This window comes from Streptomyces sp. NPDC006393, from assembly GCF_040628575.1.
In the GTDB taxonomy this organism is placed as follows: Bacteria; Actinomycetota; Actinomycetes; order Streptomycetales; family Streptomycetaceae; genus Streptomyces.
In genome coordinates, this window is the sequence record NZ_JBEXZD010000094.1 from 1 (window position 1) to 20,304 (window position 20,304).

The 20,304-nt window shown below is 70.6% G+C and carries 12 protein-coding genes, 1 tRNA gene and 2 rRNA genes; 13 read left to right on the forward strand and 2 right to left on the reverse strand.

Annotation, left to right across the window (positions count from 1 at the left end):
• The 4 genes from ABZ484_RS29395 to ABZ484_RS29410 all read left to right on the forward strand — a co-directional run.
• Positions 1-140: ribosomal RNA gene (locus ABZ484_RS29395) — 23S ribosomal RNA — on the forward strand; the annotation flags it as partial.
• 92 nt (positions 141-232) lie between these two features.
• Positions 233-349: ribosomal RNA gene (gene rrf, locus ABZ484_RS29400) — 5S ribosomal RNA — on the forward strand.
• A gap of 99 nt (positions 350-448) precedes the next feature.
• Positions 449-1,144 (forward strand): DegT/DnrJ/EryC1/StrS family aminotransferase, encoded by a 696-nt coding sequence (locus ABZ484_RS29405; RefSeq protein ID WP_358868955.1) that lies wholly within the window; start codon positions 449-451, stop codon positions 1,142-1,144.
• Positions 1,145-1,185: 41 nt separating this feature from the next.
• A tRNA-Thr gene (locus tag ABZ484_RS29410) sits at positions 1,186-1,261 on the forward strand.
• A gap of 74 nt (positions 1,262-1,335) precedes the next feature.
• Here ABZ484_RS29410 and ABZ484_RS29415 read toward each other — a convergent pair.
• Entirely contained in the window at positions 1,336-4,092 is a 2,757-nt protein-coding gene (locus ABZ484_RS29415; RefSeq protein ID WP_358868956.1) for a SpoIIE family protein phosphatase, read from the reverse strand.
• Positions 4,093-4,495: 403 nt separating this feature from the next.
• On the opposite strand from ABZ484_RS29415, the gene ABZ484_RS29420 reads away from it, so the two are divergent.
• The 9 genes from ABZ484_RS29420 to ABZ484_RS29460 all read left to right on the forward strand — a co-directional run bounded on the left by ABZ484_RS29420 (position 4,496) and on the right by ABZ484_RS29460 (position 19,438).
• Positions 4,496-10,054, forward strand: coding sequence for a HAMP domain-containing protein (locus ABZ484_RS29420; protein ID WP_358868957.1), 5,559 nt, complete (start codon positions 4,496-4,498; stop codon positions 10,052-10,054).
• A gap of 312 nt (positions 10,055-10,366) precedes the next feature.
• Entirely contained in the window at positions 10,367-11,047 is a 681-nt protein-coding gene (locus tag ABZ484_RS29425; RefSeq protein ID WP_358868958.1) for a response regulator, read from the forward strand.
• 482 nt (positions 11,048-11,529) lie between these two features.
• A complete protein-coding gene (locus ABZ484_RS29430) occupies positions 11,530-14,382 on the forward strand; it encodes a DNA translocase FtsK (RefSeq protein ID WP_358868959.1) in 2,853 nt (950 codons plus the stop codon).
• Between the two features lie 295 nt (positions 14,383-14,677).
• On the forward strand, positions 14,678-15,520 hold the full coding sequence (locus ABZ484_RS29435) for a RodZ domain-containing protein (protein WP_358868960.1): 843 nt from the start codon (positions 14,678-14,680) through the stop codon (positions 15,518-15,520).
• 103 nt (positions 15,521-15,623) lie between these two features.
• Positions 15,624-17,096, forward strand: coding sequence for a 30S ribosomal protein S12 methylthiotransferase RimO (rimO, locus tag ABZ484_RS29440; RefSeq protein ID WP_358868961.1), 1,473 nt, complete (start codon positions 15,624-15,626; stop codon positions 17,094-17,096).
• On the forward strand, positions 17,093-17,878 hold the full coding sequence (gene pgsA, locus ABZ484_RS29445) for a CDP-diacylglycerol--glycerol-3-phosphate 3-phosphatidyltransferase (protein ID WP_358868962.1): 786 nt from the start codon (positions 17,093-17,095) through the stop codon (positions 17,876-17,878). The genes rimO and pgsA overlap by 4 nt, the downstream gene beginning before the upstream one ends.
• Positions 17,875-18,420 carry a CinA family protein gene (locus ABZ484_RS29450; protein WP_358868963.1) on the forward strand — a complete coding sequence of 182 codons (546 nt, stop codon included), beginning with the start codon at positions 17,875-17,877 and terminating at the stop codon, positions 18,418-18,420. The genes pgsA and ABZ484_RS29450 overlap by 4 nt, the downstream gene beginning before the upstream one ends.
• Positions 18,421-18,529: 109 nt before the next feature.
• On the forward strand, positions 18,530-18,904 hold the full coding sequence (locus tag ABZ484_RS29455) for a helix-turn-helix transcriptional regulator (RefSeq protein WP_030178264.1): 375 nt from the start codon (positions 18,530-18,532) through the stop codon (positions 18,902-18,904).
• 264 nt (positions 18,905-19,168) lie between these two features.
• Positions 19,169-19,438, forward strand: a complete 270-nt coding sequence (locus ABZ484_RS29460) for a hypothetical protein (protein WP_358868976.1) — start codon at positions 19,169-19,171, stop codon at positions 19,436-19,438.
• Between the two features lie 9 nt (positions 19,439-19,447).
• On the opposite strand, the gene ABZ484_RS29465 is transcribed toward ABZ484_RS29460, so the two are convergent.
• Positions 19,448-20,293 (reverse strand): DNA-formamidopyrimidine glycosylase family protein, encoded by an 846-nt coding sequence (locus tag ABZ484_RS29465; RefSeq protein ID WP_358868964.1) that lies wholly within the window; start codon positions 20,291-20,293, stop codon positions 19,448-19,450.
• Positions 20,294-20,304 lie beyond the last annotated feature (11 nt).

Here is a 20,304-nt window from a genome sequence, read left to right on the forward strand (position 1 = left end):
GGGAAGCCTGCTTCGAGATGAGGACTCCCACCCACTTGATGGGGTAAGGCTCCCAGTAGACGACTGGGTTGATAGGCCGGATCTGGAAGCACCGTAAGGTGTGGAGGTGACCGGTACTAATAGGCCGAGGGCTTGTCCTCAGTTGCTCGCGTCCACTGTGTTGGTTCTGAAACCACGAACGACCGTCGCAGCCGCCTGTGGTTGTGGCTCCGGTTGGACAGTTTCATAGTGTTTCGGTGGTCATAGCGTGAGGGAAACGCCCGGTTACATTCCGAACCCGGAAGCTAAGCCTCACAGCGCCGATGGTACTGCAGGGGGGACCCTGTGGGAGAGTAGGACACCGCCGAACAATTCTTCAAAGGGTTGGGCCCGGAACTTCGGTTCCGAGCCCAACCCTTTTCTGTTTGCGGTCACTTGACGTTCATGTTGCCCGGCCACCATCCGCGGCATGGGTACTGCTGCACTGCTCAGAGCCGCCGGTGTCGGATTCGGTGACGAGGTCGTCGTGCCGGCGTTCGGCAATGTCGAGGTCGCCGACGCGGTGACCCAGGCCGGTGCGCTGCCGGTGTTCGCCGACATAGACCCCGTGTCGTACTGCCTCGACCCGCTCGCCGTCGAAGCGTCCGTAACTCCGCGCACGGCGGCCGTCGTTGTCGTACACCGCTTCGGGCGCTCGGCCGATGTCGCCGCACTGCACGGGATCGGGCGGCGGCACGGGCTGCTGGTGCTGGAGCACGGCGAGTCCGAGGCGCCGTACGACGAGACGGCACAGCGCAGGGAGCGTGCCGCCTATCTGGACGCGAGGCTGCGGGGCGTACGGACGCCCGACGGCGGTGACGGGCAGACCTATCAGCAGTACGTGGTGCGGGTGCCCGGGAACGGCAGGCCGGACCGGGACGCCTTCGCACGAGCCGTACGCGCCAGGGGCGTTGACTGCCGGGTGCCGGTGAAGACGCCCGTGCACCGGCTGCCGGAGTTCCGCAGGTGTGTTTCGCTGCCGGAGACCGAACGGGCCGCCGAGGAGACGCTGGCGCTTCCGGTGGGCGCCTCGCTGACACGGAGGGAGATGCAGCGGATCGTCTCGGCGTGCAATGCGCTCGGGGGAGCGATCGTGGTTGGGAGCACGGCCGTGTTCGGGGTATGATCTATTCCGTCGCCGCGAGGGAAATCTCGAAAAGGCGACAGGCCCCTATAGCTCAGTCGGCAGAGCGTCTCCATGGTAAGGAGAAGGTCAACGGTTCGATTCCGTTTGGGGGCTCCAACGAAAAACCCCGCCCTTCCGGGCGGGGTTTTCTCATGTCCGGGCCGGCACTCCGGGCCATGTCCGGGCCGGCCTCAGTGCCGGCCCACCTCCGGAACCCGCATCGCCAGGATCGCCATGTCGTCTGACGGTGCGTCCGAGGCGAAGCGCTCCACCGCGCGCATGATGCGTGCCGCGACCGCCCCGGCCGTCAGGCCCGTGCAGGTGGTCAGGACGTCCGCCAGGCCGTCGTCGCCCAGCATGCGCGTGCCCTCGCGGCGCTCGGTGACACCGTCCGTGACGCAGAGCAGGACGTCTCCCGGATCCAGGATGACCGTCTGCTCGTACAGGTCCAGGTCCTCCATGACGCCGAGGAGCGGCTGCGGCTCGGCGGCCGACTCCACCGTGCCGTCCTGGCGCAGGCGCAGCGGCAGCGGATGCCCGGCGCACACCACCTTCAGCTCGGCGCTGCCGTCCTCCTGCGGCCGCAGCTCCCCGTACAGGAGCGTGAGGAAGCGGCTGCGGGCGCCTTCGTCGAGGATCGCGGAGTTCAGGCGCTCGAGTACCGCCGGGCCGTCGTAGCCCTCGCGGGCGAGCAGCCGGAGCGCGTGGCGGGCCAGGCCCGTCACGGCCGCCGCCTCCGGGCCCGTGCCGCAGACGTCGCCGATGGCGAAGCCGTAGGCGCCGTCACGGATGGGGAAGAGGTCGTAGAAGTCGCCGCCGACCTCGTTGCCCTCGCCGGCCGCGCGGTAGATGACCTCCACCTCCACGCCGTCGATCTGCGGCAGGCCGGGCGGCAGGAGGCTGCGCTGGAGGGACTGGCTGATGGCCGTGCGCTCCGAGTACAGGCGGGCGTTGTCCAGGGCGAGGGCGGCCCGGCGGCTGAGGTCCTCGGCCAGTTCCAGGATCTCCTGGCGGAAGTGCTCGTCGGTGGGCTTGCCGAGGGTGAGCATGCCGATGACGCGGTTGCGGGCGACCAGGGGCAGGACGACGGTCTCGCCGCCGACGGCGGACGCCGTGGCGAGGGTGGGGCCGATGGTGGTGCCGATCCGGTGGTGGGAGTCGCCCAGGCTGAGGCTGCGCATGGAGGTGCGCAGGGCCGCCTGGTGGGCGGCCTCGCCGGGGGCCGACCAGACGCGGGCGCCGGGCGTCGGTACAGGGTCCGGCGGCGAGATCTTCGACAGCAGTGACTTGATGCCGTCGATCAGCTCCTCGTCCTCGTGCAGGACGTAGGACAGATAGGGCTCGGAGGCCTGGTCGGCGATGGTGTAGACGGCGCACCAGGTGGCCAGGGTGGGGACCGTCATCTGGGCCATCAGGGCGAGGGTCTGGTCGCGGTCCAGGGTGCCGGCCAGCAGGTCGGAGGCCTCGACGAGGAAGCTCAGGGAGCCGCGGCGCAGCCGCTCCAGCTCGCCCAGGCGGGCCGACTCCACGGCCAGGGCGATGCGGTCGGCGGCGAACTGGAGGCGCAGAGCCTCCTCGTTGGAGTATCTGCCGGGCGCCTCCGCGGCGACGCCGAGGGAGCCGGTGAGGCGGCCCTCGACCTTGAGCGGGACCGTGACGACGGAGCGCATGCCCGTGCCGCCCAGGAGGGGTACGGCGCCGGGTGCGGCGGTGAGGTCGTCGTGGACGGCGGGCATGCGGGCCGAGCCGTAGCGACCGGGACCGGCCTCGACGGGGACGCGGGCGAAGCGCTGGCGGGCGGAGGGCAGGCCGGTGGAGGCGCGGACCTCCAACTCGGTCTCGTCGTCGGTCGCCAGGAGCAGGAAGGCGGCGTCGCCGTCGAGCATGTCGCGGGCGCGCTCCACGGTGCGTTGCAGGAGGCCGTCGAGGTCGTCGGGGGCCGGGGAGCCGATGAAGACCTCGAACGGGTCGGTGCCGGCGCCGTCGGCCGCGGCACCGGTGTCGCCGGAGGAGGGGACCCGCAACGGGCTCTGCAGCACGGCGCGTTCGTGGTCCCGCACGAGCAGGCAGACGGTGGACGGTTCGCCGCCGGTGTCGCGGACGCGGAGGTGGGAGGCGTAGACGGGGATGACCCGGCCGTGGGCGCCGCGGATGCCGTAGCTGCCCTCCCAGCGGGAGAGTTGGAGCGCCTCGGCGATGCCGGTGCCGGTGCCGGGGGTGTGCGGCCAGGCGGCGAGGTCGGTCAGCGGCTTGCCGACGACCTGTTCGGCGGCGTAGCCGAAGAGTTCCTCGGCGTCCTCGTTCCAGGCGGTGATGGAGCCGCCGCGGTCGATCTGGACGACGGCGACGCGGACCCGGCCGTCGGCGATCGGGAGGAGTTCGGCGGGCACCACGGGCCCGGCGGCGCGGGTGCCGACCGGACGCTCGGGAAGGTCGAGTTGGAACCAGACATTCTTGTGCGTGGGCGTGTACTCCACGCCCCAGCGGCCGGCGAGGGCCGCGCACAGCTGGAGGCCGCGGCCGCCCTCGCGGTCGGGGCTGCCCATGTTGACGGCCGCGCTCTGGAGGGGGACCTCGCGCTCGGGGTAGCGGTCGGCGACCTCGATCCGTACCCCGTCGTCGCTGCGCAGGCACAGGACGTCGGCGGCCGTGCCGGCGTGGACGACGGCGTTGGTGACCAGTTCGCTGGTGAGCACCACGGCGTCGTCGACGATGTCTCCGAAGCCCCACCCCTGGAGGGTGTCGCGGACGAAGGACCGGGCGGTCGCGACCGATCGCCCGAGGGGCTCGAAGCTGGCGGCCGCGCGCGCGGTGATCACAGAACTCCTCGTCCGGTTGTCGACGTGCAGGCCTTGCGGGCCGTCCGGCTCGCGGCGCTGCTCCGGCAGCTGCGGCCTCTGCGGCCGTGGCTCCGGGGGCTGTCCCCCGGGGATCACTCCGGTGGTCATTGTGTGCGGCCGCCCTCCGATGCCCGCTCGTTCCCGTGCCACCGCCCAGGCCGGACGGACCGGCGTGGCTGGACAGCCGCATGCAAGGTTACTTACCTTCGCGGTCGCTGCGGATGCCGGTCTTCGGTGTTTTCGCCCGGAGGGTGTGCGGACGGTGTGCGAAGCTGCCGAACTGTTATGGCCTGGTTCGGCGGGGGTGAAACACTGGGCAGGCTTCTGTTGACGTGGCGGGCAGGCGGAGTGGGTTCCGCGTGCGCTGGGCAGCAGCCCTCGTGCGGCCTGGTCGCTTCGGGCAGAGTGACGCAGCAGTAAGCATCGGGCAGAGTTACCAAGCAGTAACCGGTACGCCGGGCGGTGGTGCCGGAGCACAGCAGTAGTGGTCGATCCCTGCGGGAGGGACACAGTGGAGTCTGGCGCAGCGACGCGGGGCACGAAGACGCGCGCGAAAGGCGGACAGTCCGGGCAGTCCCTGAACAACCGGCGCGCGCCGCGCGGTGGGACCACCGCGGTGGACACGGCCGCCCTGAACCGGCTGCTGGCGGCTCTGGTGGGGATGCGGGACGGCAACTTCCGCAAGCGGCTCACGGTGTCCGGGGACGGCGTGATGTCGGAGATCGCGGCGGTCTTCAACGAGGTCGCCGACCGCAACATGCATCTGACCGGCGAGCTGTCGCGGGTGCGGCGCATGGTGGGGCGTGAGGGGAAACTCACCGAGCGGCTGGAGACGGGGGCCTGCGAGGGCTCCTGGGCGGTGGCGATCGAGAACTGCAACGCGCTCGTCGACGATCTGGTGCGGCCCGTCTCGGAGGTCGGCCGGGTCCTGTCCGCGGTCGCCGAGGGTGACCTGTCGCCGCGGATGGAGCTGCGCACTCCGGTGCCGGAGGGGGCAGGGCATCCGCTGCGGGGCGAGTTCCTGAAGGTCGGGCGGACGGTCAACAACCTCGTCGACCAGTTGTCGACGTTCACCGACGAGGTCACGCGCGTGGCCAGCGAGGTGGGCACCGAGGGGAAGCTGGGCGGGCAGGCGCGGGTGCGCGGTCTGTCCGGCTCCTGGAAGGACCTCACGGACTCCGTCAACACGATGGCCTCCCGGCTGACGGCGCAGGTGCGGGACATCGCGCTGGTGACGACGGCGGTCGCCAAGGGCGATCTGTCACGCAAGGTGACCGTGCATGTCGCCGGCGAGATGCTGGAGCTGAAGAACACCGTCAACACGATGGTCGACCAGCTCTCGGCGTTCTCCTCCGAGGTGACGCGGGTCGCCCGCGAGGTGGGTACGGACGGCATCCTCGGCGGTCAGGCGCACGTGCCCGGGGTGGACGGCACGTGGAAGGAGCTCACCGACTCGGTGAACCTGATGGCCGGCAATCTGACGGCCCAGGTGCGCGGTATCGCGCAGGTCACCACGGCCGTCGCCAACGGTGATCTGTCGCAGAAGGTGACCGTCCCGGCGCGTGGCGAGGTCGCGCGGCTGGCCGAGACGATCAACCAGATGACCGAGACGCTGCGGATCTTCGCGGACGAGGTCACCCGCGTGGCCAACGAGGTCGGCGCGGAGGGCCGGCTGGGCGGTCAGGCGAACGTGCCGGGCGTCGCCGGGACGTGGAAGGACCTGACGGATTCCGTCAACACGGTGTTCCGGAACCTCACCACTCAGGTGAGGGACATCGCGGCGGTGACGACGGCCGTGGCCAGCGGTGATCTGTCGCAGAAGGTCACCGTGGACGTGGCCGGCGAGATGCTGGAGCTGAAGAACACCGTCAACGGCATGGTCGACCAGCTGTCGGCGTTCGGTGCCGAGGTCACGCGCGTGGCGCGGGAGGTCGGTGTCGAGGGTGAGCTGGGCGGTCAGGCGCAGGTGCCGGGCGCCGCGGGTACGTGGAAGGACCTGACGGACTCCGTCAACACCGCGTTCCGCAACCTCACCGGTCAGGTGAGGAACATCGCCCAGGTGACGACGGCCGTGGCCAACGGCGATCTGTCGCAGAAGGTCACCGTGGACGTCTCCGGCGAGATGCTCCAGCTGAAGAACACCGTGAACACCATGGTGGACCAGTTGTCGTCGTTCGCCGACCAGGTGACCCGGATGGCCAGGGACGTGGGCACCGAGGGACGGCTGGGCGGTCAGGCCCGCGTGGACGGCGTGTCGGGCACGTGGAAGGAGCTGACGGACTCCGTCAACTTCATGGCCGGCAACCTCACCTCCCAGGTGCGGCAGATCGCCCAGGTGACGACGGCGGTGGCCCGCGGTGACCTGTCCCAGAAGATCGACGTGGACGCGCGCGGGGAGATCCTGGAGCTGAAGAACACCATCAACACGATGGTCGACCAGCTCTCCGCCTTCGCCGACCAGGTGACCAAGGTGGCCCGGGAGGTGGGCACGGACGGCCGGCTGGGCGGTCAGGCGCAGGTGCCCGGCGTGGCCGGTGTGTGGCGGGACCTCACCGACTCGGTGAACGGCATGGCCGGCAACCTCACCGCGCAGGTGCGCAACATCGCGCAGGTCGCCACCGCCGTGGCCCGCGGTGACCTGTCCCAGAAGATCACCGTGGACGCGCGCGGGGAGATCCTGGAGCTGAAGAACACCCTGAACACGATGGTGGACCAGCTGTCGTCGTTCGCCCAGGAGGTCACCCGGGTGGCCCGCGAGGTGGGCACGGAGGGCATCCTGGGCGGTCAGGCCGAGGTGCAGGGCGTGGCCGGCACCTGGAAGGACCTCACGCAGTCCGTGAACTTCATGGCGAACAACCTGACCATCCAGGTCCGCAACATCGCCGAGGTCACGACCGCCGTCGCCAAGGGCGACCTGTCGAAGAAGATCACCGTCGACGCCAAGGGCGAGATCCTGGAGCTCGTCACCACCGTCAACACGATGGTGGACCAGCTGTCGTCGTTCGCCGAGCAGGTGACCCGGGTGGCCCGCGAAGTGGGCACCGAGGGCATCCTCGGCGGTCAGGCGCACGTGCCGGGCGTGGTCGGCATCTGGAAGGACCTCAGCGACAACGTCAACCTGATGGCCAACAACCTGACCATGCAGGTGCGCAACATCTCCCAGGTGGCCGCCGCGGTCGCCAACGGCGACCTGACGCGGACCGTGACGATCGAGGCGCGCGGCGAGGTCGCCCAGCTCGCCGACACCTTCAACACCATGGTCAAGACGCTGAGTTCGTTCGCCGACCAGGTCACCAAGGTGGCCCGCGAGGTGGGCACGGACGGCATCCTCGGCGGGCAGGCCTACGTCCCGGGCGTGGCCGGCACCTGGAAGGACCTCACCGAGTCGGTGAACCAGATGGCGTCCAACCTGACCGGCCAGGTGCGCAACATCGCCATGGTCACCACGGCCATCGCCAAGGGCGACCTGACCAAGAAGATCGACATTGACGCGCGCGGCGAGATCCTCGAGCTCAAGACGACGATCAACACGATGGTCGATCAGCTGTCCAGCTTCGCCGAGGAGGTCACCAGGGTCGCCCGCGAGGTGGGTACCGAGGGCCAGCTCGGCGGTCAGGCACGCGTGCGGGACGTCGACGGCACCTGGCGGGACCTGACCGAGTCCGTGAACGAGATGGCCGGGAACCTGACCCGGCAGGTGCGTGCCATCGCGCGCGTGGCGACCGCCGTGACCCGCGGCGACCTGAACCTGAAGATCGACGTCGACGCCTCCGGCGAGATCCAGGAACTCCAGGACTACATCAACAAGATGATCGCCAACCTGCGCGACACCACGATCGCCAACAAGGAGCAGGACTGGCTCAAGGGCAACCTGGCCCGCATCTCGGCCCTGATGCAGGGACGCCGGGACCTGGAGGACGTGGCCTCGCTGATCATGAGCGAGCTGACGCCGGTGGTCTCCGCGCAGCACGGCGCCTTCTTCGTGGCCATGCCGCTGGTCGACGACAAGGACCTCGGCGGTGACGCGGAGGACGCCTACGAGCTGCGCATGCTGGGCTCCTACGGCTACTCGATGGGCTCCATGCCGACGTCGTTCCGGCCGGGTGAGGCGCTGATCGGGACGGCCGCCGAGGAGAAACGCACGATCCTGGTGGAGAACGCGCCCAGCGGCTATCTGAAGATCTCCTCCGGGCTCGGCGAGGCACCGCCCGCGCAGGTGATCGTGCTGCCGGTGCTGTTCGAGGGCAAGGTGCTCGGCGTGATCGAGCTGGCCTCCTTCACGCCGTTCACGCAGATCCAGAAGGACTTCCTGAACCAGATCGCGGAGATGATCGCCACCAGCGTCAACACCATCTCCGTCAACACCAAGACCGAGCAGCTGCTCAAGCAGTCCCAGGAGCTGACGGAGCAACTGCGGCTGCGCTCGGAGGAGCTGGAGCAGCGGCAGAAGGCCCTCCAGGCGTCCAACGCCGAACTGGAGGAGAAGGCCGAGCTGCTGGCCCAGCAGAACCGGGACATCGAGGCGAAGAACTCCGAGATCGAGGAGGCGCGGCAGGTCCTGGAGGAGCGCGCCGAGCAGCTCGCCGTCTCCATGCGCTACCGCAGCGAGTTCCTCGCGAACATGTCGCACGAGCTGCGTACGCCACTGAACTCCCTGCTGATTCTGGCCAAGTTGCTCGCCGACAACGCCGAGGGCAACCTCTCGCCGAAGCAGGTGGAGTTCGCCGAGACCATCCACGGCGCCGGCTCGGACCTGCTTCAGCTGATCAACGACATCCTGGACCTGTCGAAGGTCGAGGCGGGCAAGATGGACGTCTCCCCGACGCGTATCGCGCTCGTCCAGCTCATCGACTACGTGGAGGCCACCTTCCGGCCGCTGACCGCCGAGAAGGGCCTGGACCTGTCGGTGCGGGTGTCGCCGGAGCTGCCCGCGACACTGCACACCGACGAGCAGCGACTGCTGCAGGTGCTGCGCAACCTGCTGTCCAACGCGGTGAAGTTCACCGACTCCGGGTCCGTGGAGCTCGTCATCCGCCCCGCGCGGACCGACGTCCCGCAGGCGATCCGGGAGCAGCTGCTGGAGGCCGGCTCGCTGACCGATCCGGACGCGGAGCTGATCGCGTTCTCCGTCACCGACACCGGCATCGGCATCGCCGCCAGCAAGATGCGGGTGATCTTCGAGGCGTTCAAGCAGGCCGACGGCACCACCAGCCGCAAGTACGGCGGAACGGGCCTCGGGCTGTCCATCTCGCGGGAGATCGCGCAGCTGCTCGGCGGCGAGATCCACGCCCAGAGCGAGCCGGGCCGCGGCTCGACGTTCACCCTGTACCTGCCACTGCACCCGGGCGAGCTGCCGCCGCACGGCTACCAGCAGCCCGGGTCCGCGCTCGACGCCGACGAGTTGGTCGCCGCCGCCGAGCCGCATCTGTCCGAGATCTCCAGCCTGTCCGACCTGTCCGAGCTGTCGGCCGCTGAGGTGGAGACGCCGGCCGAGGTGCGGTCGTACCAGGAGACCCAGAACGGGGCCGCCGCGCTCTTCCGACGCCGCCGCAGGGCCCTTCCCGCGAGCGCTCAGCCGTCGTCGGGGCGCCAGGACCAGCGGACGCCGGAGCAGCCGCCGGCGGGGACGGCCGGGATCGCCGGCGCCGCCGGGCAGGCGGAGGCGGCGCCGCAGGGGCGCCGGGACGTCCGGTTCGGCGGCGAGAAGGTGCTGATCGTCGACGACGACATCCGCAACGTCTTCGCGCTGACCAGTGTCCTGGAGCAGCACGGCCTGTCCGTGCTCTACGCCGAGAACGGGCGCGAGGGCATCGAGGTGCTGGAGCAGCACGACGATGTGGCGGTCGTCCTGATGGACATCATGATGCCCGAGATGGACGGCTACGCGACCACCACGGCGATCCGGCGGATGCCGCAGTTCGCCGGGCTGCCGATCATCGCGCTGACCGCGAAGGCGATGAAGGGCGACCGGGAGAAGGCGATCGAGTCGGGCGCCTCCGACTACGTGACCAAGCCGGTCGACCCCGATCACCTGCTGGGCGTGATGGAGCAGTGGATGCGGGAGGAATGAGTCGGAACGACGGGGAAAGCACGGGGACCCGGTGACGGGCGCCTTCGGGATGCGCGCGAAGCTGTTGACTGAGGGTGCTCGAAGCCGTGTGGAAGTGCGGGGTTCGGGGAACCTTCTGCTCTCCCGACGCGTTTCTGCTACGTGCACAGTGACATCGCGGTGACAGGGTGTGGCGACAGGCGGGGTGCGGCTACGATGACCGGCACAAGGACGGGCGGCGCAAGGGAGTCGTCCCCTGGGGCGGCACCCGCCGGTGCCTCCCCGGTTCCTGCGGACAGGGGCGGCCCCAAGCCGGGGCGAGGAGGGCGGGCCATGGTGCAGAAGGCCAAGATCCTCCTGGTCGATGACCGGCCGGAGAATCTGCTGGCGCTGGAGGCCATCCTCTCTGCGCTCGATCAGACGCTGGTACGGGCATCGTCAGGGGAGGAAGCGCTCAAAGCACTGCTCACGGACGACTTCGCGGTGATTCTGCTGGACGTCCAGATGCCGGGCATGGACGGTTTCGAGACGGCGGCGCACATCAAGCGCCGGGAGAGGACCCGGGACATCCCGATCATCTTCCTCACCGCGATCAACCACGGCCCGCACCACACCTTCCGTGGCTACGCGGCGGGTGCGGTGGACTACATCTCCAAGCCGTTCGACCCGTGGGTGCTGCGCGCGAAGGTCTCGGTCTTCGTCGACCTGTACATGAAGAACTGCCAGCTGAAGGAGCAGGCGGCGCTTCTCCGTCTCCAGCTGGAGGGCGGCGCGAAGGGCGGAACCGGCGAGGGCAAGGAGTCGGCCGGCCTCCTCGCGGAGCTGTCCGCGCGCCTGGCGGCCGTGGAGGAGCAGGCGGAGGCCCTCTCCAAGCAGCTGGACGACGAGTCCGCCGACGCGGCGGCGGTCGCCACGGCGGCCCACCTGGAGCGCAAACTCACCGGTCTGCGGCGCGCGCTGGACGCGCTGGAGCCGGGGACGGGGAACACACCGTCGGTCACCTCGCAGGGGTGAGGCTCCCTTCGGGGACGGGCGGCTTTCCGGGGCTGTGAGCCGGGCCGCGGTTCGGGCCGCGGTCGACGGGCTTGGGCGCGGGCCGGGGCCCGGAGCGCTCGGGGTACGGCAGGCGCGAGCCGCAGGCCGGGACCGGGTGCGCCGGGCGCGCTCCGGACGCCGGCGCATGGCGGGCCGGGGCTGCGGCCGAGGTCGCGGGGGCGGGTGCGTGACGGGCTTGGGGCTGCGGCCGAGTTCGCGGGCCCTGGGCGCGGTGTCCGGGGTTGCCGTTCGGCCTCAGGGGAGCGGGCGCATCCTGGGTGGGGCACGTGTGTGCGGTTTGGGTCGGCTGCGCGGCCTGTTGGGGTGGCGCGCGGCACAAATCCTCCCGCCGCCGCCTTCGATGACGGCACGTCAGGGCGCCGAGTCCACAGGGACGACACGAACGGGTGAAGCAGTGGGCACACGTGTCCGCTGTCGTCTCCGACGGTAACCTCACACCTATGGCCTCACGTCCCTCCGCAGCCAAGAAGCAGCCCGCCAAGAAGGCGGCCGCTCCCGCAAAGGCTCCGGCGAAGAAGGCCGCTGCGAAAAAGGCACCCGCCAAGAAGGCCCCGGCCAAGGCACCCGCGAAGAAGGCGGCGGCCAAGAAGGCGGCGCCCAAACCCGCGCCGAACCCCACCGGGGGCGTGTACCGGCTCGTGCGCGCCCTCTGGCTCGGGCTGGCCCACGCGGTCGGTGCCGTGCTCCGGGGGGTGGGGCGGGGTGCCAAGAACCTGGACCCGGCGCACCGCAAGGACGGCATCGCGCTGCTGCTGCTCGCCGCCGCCCTGATCGTCGCCGCCGGCACCTGGGCCGACCTGCGCGGCCCCGTCGGTGACCTGGTCGAGATCCTGGTCACCGGCGCCTTCGGCCGGCTCGACCTGCTGGTGCCGATCCTGCTCGGGATCATCGGCGTACGTTTCATCCGGCACCCGGAGAAGCCCGAGGCCAACGGCCGTATCGTCATCGGTCTGTCCGCGCTCGTCCTCGGCGTGCTCGGCCAGGTCCACATCGCCTGCGGCTCGCCCGCCCGCAGCGACGGCATGCAGGCCATAAGGGACGCCGGCGGCCTCATCGGCTGGGGCGCGGCGACACCCCTGACGTACTCGATGGGAGAGGTGCTCGCCGTACCGCTGCTGGTGCTGCTCACGGTGTTCGGACTGCTCGTCGTCACCGCCACCCCGGTCAACGCCATCCCGCAGCGGCTGCGGTTGCTCGGCGTCAAACTCGGCCTCCTGCCCGACCCCGAGGACGACGAAGACGGCGAGTACACCGAGGACGACGCCCGCTACGACGACCAGTGGCGCGAAGCGCTGCCCGCGCGCCCCCGCCGGCGCCAGAGCGCCCCCCAGAGCTACGACCCCGATGCCGCCGAGCAGGAGGCCCTCTCCAAGCGTCGTGGCCGGCCCCGGCGCTCCGCCGTGCCGCAGCCCGACATGGAACGGCAGATGGACGCCGTGGACGTCGCCGCCGCTGCCGCCGCCGCGCTCGACGGCGCCGTGCTGCACGGCATGCCGCCGTCACCGCTCGTCGCGGACCTGACCCAGGGCGTCACCGTCGGCGACCGGGCCGAGACGCCGACCCCGACCCCGGTGCCGGCCGCGCGTCCCGAACCGGACGGTCCGGCCACCGGACCCACGGCGAACGCGCCGGCCACCGGGCTCACCGCGGACCCGCCGGCCGCGCGTCCCGAGACCGACCCGCCGGCCGGCCGGCCCGCGCGGGAGGAACAGGGACGACAGGAGAAGCCGGCCGCGGGGGTCCCGGACCTCACCAAGACCCCGCCCGCCGAGACCCGTGAGCTGCCGCCGCGCGCCGAGCAGCTCCAGCTGTCCGGCGACATCACCTACTCCCTGCCCGCCCTGGACCTGCTGGAGCGGGGCGGCCCGGGCAAAGCGCGCAGCGCCGCCAACGACGCCATCGTCGCCTCGCTCACCAACGTCTTCACCGAGTTCAAGGTCGACGCCCGCGTCACCGGCTTCACCCGCGGGCCGACGGTCACCCGCTACGAGGTCGAGCTCGGTCCCGCCGTGAAGGTCGAGCGGATCACCGCGCTGACCAAGAACATCGCGTACGCGGTTGCCAGCCCGGACGTGCGGATCATCAGCCCTATCCCCGGAAAGTCCGCGGTCGGCATCGAGATCCCGAACACCGACCGGGAGATGGTCAACCTCGGTGACGTGCTCCGTCTGGCGGCGGCGGCCGAGGACGACCACCCCATGCTGGTCGCGCTCGGCAAGGACGTCGAGGGCGGCTATGTGATGGCCAACATCGCGAAGATGCCGCACGTCCTGGTCGCCGGCGCCACCGGTTCCGGCAAGTCGTCCTGCATCAACTGCCTGATCACCTCGATCATGATGCGGGCGACTCCGGAGGACGTGCGCATGGTCCTCGTGGACCCCAAGCGCGTCGAGCTGACCGCGTACGAGGGCATCCCGCACCTGATCACGCCGATCATCACCAACCCCAAGCGAGCCGCCGAGGCACTGCAGTGGGTCGTGCGGGAGATGGACCTGCGGTACGACGACCTGGCGGCCTACGGGTTCCGGCACATCGACGACTTCAACGCGGCCGTGCGCAACGGCAAGGTGCAGTCGCCCGAGGGCAGCGAGCGCGAGCTCCAGCCGTACCCGTACCTGCTGGTGATCGTCGACGAGCTCGCCGACCTGATGATGGTCGCGCCGCGTGACGTCGAGGACGCGATCGTGCGCATCACCCAGCTGGCGCGCGCGGCCGGCATCCACCTGGTGCTCGCCACCCAGCGGCCCTCGGTCGACGTCGTCACCGGTCTGATCAAGGCGAACGTGCCCTCCCGGCTCGCGTTCGCCACCTCCTCGCTCGCCGACAGCCGCGTCATCCTCGACCAGCCGGGCGCCGAGAAGCTGATCGGCAAGGGCGACGGGCTCTTCCTGCCGATGGGCGCGAGCAAGCCGACCCGTATGCAGGGCGCCTTCGTCACCGAGGACGAGGTCGCGGCCGTCGTCCGCCACTGCAAGGACCAGATGACGCCGGTCTTCCGCGAAGACGTCACCGTCGGCACCAAGCAGAAGAGGGAGATCGACGAGGACATCGGTGACGACCTCGACCTGCTCTGCCAGGCGGCCGAGCTGGTCGTCTCCACGCAGTTCGGGTCGACGTCCATGCTGCAGCGCAAGCTGCGCGTCGGCTTCGCCAAGGCGGGGCGGCTGATGGACCTCATGGAGTCCCGGAACATCGTCGGACCCAGCGAGGGGTCCAAGGCGCGTGACGTGCTCGTGAAGCCCGACGACCTGGACGGTGTGCTGGCCGTGATTCGGGGCGAGACCGAGGGGTAACAGCACAGGGACGTCCGTCCGGTGGAGGCGGCCTCCGGCCGACGGCGGGTGGAAGGGCGGCCGCACCGTGATCCACCCGTTAGACGGCGGTGAGCAACCGTTTCCCTTGGGCGTACGTCAAGTTGAGCGAGAGGACCGGTGCGGGTCCCACCATGGTTTCCGTACCTGTCCCACCATCGGATTGTCCGGCCATTCCGATGGCGTACAAAGTCCTACCGCCGGGTCGCTCCACCCTTTGGCACCCCCCTAGACTGAACGTCCAGCACAGGCGGCTACACGCTCGAAAGGCGCCCCCGTGTCCATCGGCAACTCCCCTGAAGACGAGCGTCCGTTCGAAGACGTTTCCGAGGAAGCCCGCCCCTCCATCGGCCGTGTCCTGAAGGACGCGCGGCTCGCCGCCGGGCTGACCGTCGACGAGGTCAGCGCCGCCACCCGCGTCCGCATCGCGATCCTGCACGCCATCGAGGCCGACGACTTCGCCCCCTGCGGCGGCGACGTCTACGCCCGTGGGCACATCCGGACCCTGGCCCGAGCCGTCCACCTCGATCCGGCCCCGCTGCTCGCGCAGTACGACGCCGAGCACGGCGGCCGCCCCGCCCCGACCCCGGCCGCCCCGCTGTTCGAGGCGGAACGTATCCGCCCCGAGCGGCGCGGCCCCAACTGGACCGCGGCCATGGTCGCCGCCATCGTCGTCGTCGTCGGATTCGTCGGTTTCACCGCCTTCAAGGGCGGCGGCAGCGACAGCAGCGCCAAGTCGCACGTCGCCGAGGGCTCCACCCCCAGCACCAGCAAGGCCGCCTCGCCGACGCCGAAGAGCGGCAAGCCGGCCGACCAGAAGCCGGCCCCGTCCGACAGCGCCATCGCGGCCGCGCCCCAGGACAAGGTGACCGTCCAGGTCAGCGCGCCGAACGGGCGCAGCTGGATCTCCGCCAAGGACCACAACGGCCGCATGCTCTTCGACGGGCTGCTCAACAAGGGCGAGTCCAAGACCTTCCAGGACAGCACCAAGATCAACCTCATCCTGGGCGACGCCGGCGCCATCCAGCTCTATGTGAACGGCAAGAAGATCGAGGATCAGTTCCAGCCGGGCGCCGTGGAACGCCTCACGTACACCAAGGGCGACCCGCAGGTCGGATAGCCCCCTCACCAGGGAGGGAAGCGGACGCACGGCGAAGGGGTTGGCCAAGATCGGCCAACCCCTTCGACGTGGGCTGTCGGTGGGACGAAGTAGTCTTGAGCCCATGCCTGAACGCCGTACCGTCGCACTCGTCACTCTCGGCTGCGCCCGTAACGAGGTGGACTCGGAGGAGCTCGCAGGCCGTTTGGAGGCGGACGGCTGGCAGCTCGTGGAGGACGCCGCGGACGCGGACGTCGCCGTGGTCAACACCTGTGGCTTCGTGGAAGCCGCCAAGAAGGACTCCGTCGACGCCCTCCTGGAGGCCAACGACCTCAAGGACCATGGCAGAACGCAGGCCGTCGTCGCGGTCGGCTGCATGGCCGAGCGGTACGGCAAGGAGCTCGCCGAGGCCCTCCCCGAGGCCGACGGCGTGCTCGGCTTCGACGACTACGTGAACATCTCCGACCGCCTTCAGACGATCCTGAACGGCGGCATCCACGCCGCGCACACCCCGCGCGACCGCCGCAAGCTGCTGCCGATCAGCCCGGCCGAGCGGCAGGAGGCGGGGGCCTCGGTCGCGCTGCCGGGGCACGCTCCCGCGGATCTTCCCGAGGGCCTCGCGCCGGCCTCCGGCCCGCGCGCGCCCCTGCGCCGCCGTCTGGGCGGCTCCCCGGTCGCCTCGGTCAAGCTGGCCTCCGGCTGCGACCGGCGCTGCTCCTTCTGCGCCATTCCGTCCTTCCGCGGCTCCTTCATCTCCCGCCGCCCGAGCGACGTGCTGAACGAGACGCGGTGGCTGGCCGAGCAGGGCGTCAAGGAGATCATGCTGGTCTCCGAGAACAACACCTCCTACGGCAAGGACCTCGGCGACATCCGCCTGCTGGAGTCCCTGCTGCCCGAGCTGGCCGAGGTCGACGGCATCGAGCGGGTGCGGGTCAGCTACCTCCAGCCGGCCGAGATGCGCCCCGGGCTCATCGACGTCCTGACCTCCACCCCGAAGGTCGCCCCCTACTTCGACCTGTCCTTCCAGCACTCCGCGCCCGGCGTGCTGCGGGCCATGCGCCGCTTCGGCGACACCGACCGCTTCCTGGAGCTGCTCGACACCATCCGCTCCAAGGCGCCCGAGGCCGGAGTGCGCTCCAACTTCATCGTCGGCTTCCCCGGCGAGTCCGAGGCCGATCTGGCCGAGCTGGAGCGCTTCCTGAACGGCGCGAGGCTGGACGCGATCGGTGTCTTCGGCTACTCCGACGAGGAGGGCACCGAGGCGGCGACCTACGACGGCAAGCTGGAGGAGGAGATCGTCGCCGAGCGACTGGCACGTGTCTCCCGGCTGGCTGAGGAGCTCGTCTCGCAGCGGGCCGAGGAGCGCGTCGGTGAGACGGTGCGGGTACTCGTGGAGTCCGTGGACCCCGAGGAGGGGGTGTACGGACGTGCGGCGCACCAGGCGCCGGAGACGGACGGGCAGGTGCTGCTCACCAGCGGCGAGGGCCTGAGCGCCGGCCGTGTGGTCGAGGCCAAGGTGGTCGGCACGGAGGGTGTCGACCTGGTGGCCGAGCCGCTGGCGGGCGCGGTCACGTGCGATGAGGAGGCGGGCAGATGACGGGAGTCCCGGCATCCGCGGCGGGCGGCTCCTCCGGCGCGCGAGGGGCCGCGTCGGGCCGTACCGGTGCGGACGGGGCCCCCGGCGCCGCCGGCACCTCCGGTCACGGGCCCGGCGCGGCCGGCCGCGAGGCTCAGGAGCCGGCCGGTGGCAAACCCGCCCGTGGCGGGAAGATCGCGGCGGCCGCCGTGAACCAGGCCAGCGTCTGGAACGTCGCCAACCTGCTGACCATGCTCCGGCTGCTGCTGGTGCCGGCGTTCGTGTTCCTGATGCTGGAGAACGGCGGGTACGACCCGGCGTGGCGCTCCTTCGCCTGGGCGGCCTTCGCCATCGCCATGATCACCGACCTGTTCGACGGTCACCTGGCACGGACGTACAACCTCGTCACCGACTTCGGGAAGATCGCCGACCCCATCGCCGACAAGGCGATCATGGGGGCGGCGCTGATCTGTCTCTCCGGGCTCGGCGACCTGCCCTGGTGGGTGACCGGCGTGATCCTCGGCCGGGAACTCGGGATCACCCTGCTGCGTTTCCTCGTCATCCGCTACGGCGTCATCCCCGCGAGCCGCGGCGGCAAGCTGAAGACGCTCACACAGGGTGTGGCCGTCGGGATGTATGTGCTGGCGCTGACGGGCTGGCTGGCCACCCTCCGGTTCTGGGTGATGGCCGCGGCCGTCGTGCTGACCGTGGTGACCGGACTTGACTATGTGAGACAGGCCATCGTGCTGCGCAGGCGGGGAATCGCCGAGCGCCGGGCCGCGTTGGAGGAGTCGGAAGCGTGAGTTCGCCGGCCGCCGAAGTCGTGGGACTACTCACGGTGAGGGGCGAGACGATCGCCGTCGCCGAGTCACTGACCGGCGGTCTGGTCGCGGCGGAGATCACGTCGGTCCCCGGGGCCTCCAAGGTCTTCCGGGGTTCGGTCACCGCGTACGCCACGGAGCTCAAGCACGAGCTGCTCGGTGTGGACGCCACTCTGCTGGCGCAACGCGGTGCGGTGGATCCGCAGGTCGCGGCCCAGATGGCGGCTGGTGTGCGCAAGGCCCTGGGAGCCGACTGGGGCATCGCGACCACCGGGGTCGCCGGCCCCGACCCCCAGGACGGACAGCCCGTCGGAACGGTCTTCGTGGCCGTGGACGGCCCCGGCGAAACGGAGAACGGCACGGCCCCCGGCGAGAAAACGGCCGCGCTGCGGTTGAACGGCGGCCGGACGGAAATTCGTATGGAGAGTGTACGGAGCGTGCTCGCACTGCTTCTGAAGCGGATTGCGGGCGAACAGACCGGGAATGAGCGGGCACAGGATACGGAACGGAACGGGGGGTTCTGATGTTTGCAGCCCTGAGTGAACACGACATCGCTCCCCGCACGGCCGCGGCGCGAGGCGGTACGGTGGGGCGTGAAGGATGCGGCTACGCGGTCCGAGGAGGGAGCCACCGATGATTCTGCTCCGTCGCCTGCTGGGTGACGTGCTGCGTCGGCAGCGCCAACGCCAGGGCCGTACTCTGCGCGAAGTCTCCTCGTCCGCCCGAGTCTCGCTCGGCTATCTCTCCGAGGTGGAGCGGGGGCAGAAGGAGGCTTCCTCCGAGCTGCTCTCCGCCATCTGCGACGCGCTGGACGTACGGATGTCCGAGCTCATGCGGGAAGTGAGCGACGAGCTCGCCCTCGCCGAGCTGGCCCAGTCTGCTGCGGCCACCGAGCCCGTGCCCACGCCGGTTCGCCCGATGCTGGGTTCCGTGTCGGTGACCGGTGTGCCACCGGAACGGGTGACCATCAAGGCGCCCGCGGAAGCGGTGGACGTGGTCGCCGCGTGATCGTTCGCGCGCGCCAGAGCTGACTGACACATGAGCTGACACACACGTCGCGAGGCCCCGGCCGGGGCTTCTCCGGGAAACCCGGGGGAGCCCAGGCCGGGGCCTTCGTGCGTGCTCGTGCGTGCTGCCGTTCGTTTGTGCCTTCGCCTGTGCGGGGCGATGGTTGAGGCCGGGTGGCGCTCGGCTCGACCGGCGCTGGAACCTGACGGGAGCGCCGTCGGGCTGTCGGCCGGAGCGTCGGCTGGAGGTGGGTGCGTGGGTGCGATGGCGGGGCCGGCAGCGCGTCGGGCGACGGCTCTGGCCGCTCTGGGGCTCGGCGCGGTGTGGTGGTGGGCGGTGCTGCGGCTGGTCCTGTCGGGCGACGCGGGGGTGCTGGAGGGCGCGGTCGTGGCAGGTGGGTGGGGGCTGAGTGTGCTGCCCGTGCACTGTGTCCCCAAGGAATCAGTCCTCAAGGAGACAGCCCTCAAGGACTCTGCCTTCAAGGAGTCCGACCCCGAGGACGCTGTCGCCGACGACGAGGCGGGGGGCCACTGACTCCGGGTGTCACCTGGTCGTACGGCGGTAACGCTCCCGCCAGCTCTGCGGGGAACCCGGCGCCGGAGCGGGACCGCCCTGGCAGCTCGGACACCAGTACGTGGGACGCTCCTGGGAGCCGTCGCCCTGGTCGGCCACGCGCACGGAGGTGCCGCAGCGCAGGCAGGGGCGGGGCGCCCGGCCGTACACGAACAGGTCCTGGCCGCGCACGCCCGTGGTCCGGCGGACCGGACGGTCGCGGTTGGCCTCCAGGAGGCTCTTCGCGAGTGGGGGCAGCTGCACGGCGCGCTCGGTGGGCAGGGCGCCCACGGGCAGCCATGGGGTCACGCCGAGCAGGAAGCAGATCTCGCTCTTGTAGACGTTGCCGATGCCGGCGAGATTGCGCTGGTCGAGCAGGGCCTCGCCGAGCGGACGGGCGGGGTCGGCCAGGAGGTTGGCCAGCGCCAGGTCGCCGTCCCAGTCGGGGCCGAGGAGGTCCGGGCCGAGGTGGCCGACGGTGCGGTCCTCCTCGGTGGTGCGCATCAGGTCGAGCACCTGGAGGCGGTAGCCGACGGCGGCGCGGTCGGTGGTGGCGAGGACGGCGCGGATCTGGTGGCCGGGGCCGCCCTTCCACCGTTCGCCGTCGCCGTAGACCTTCCAGGCGCCCTCCATCAACAGGTGCGAGTGCAGGGTCAGGCCGCCCTCGACGCGGGTGAGCAGGTGCTTGCCGCGCGAGATCGTGTCCAGGACGGTCCGGCCGGAAAGGTCCACCGTCGCGTACTTCGGCACCCGGAAGTCGCTTCTGGTCAGCACCTTGCCCGCGAGGGCGTCGTGCAGTCGCCTCGCGGTCTGCCAGACCGTGTCACCTTCGGGCATGGCTCCAGCCT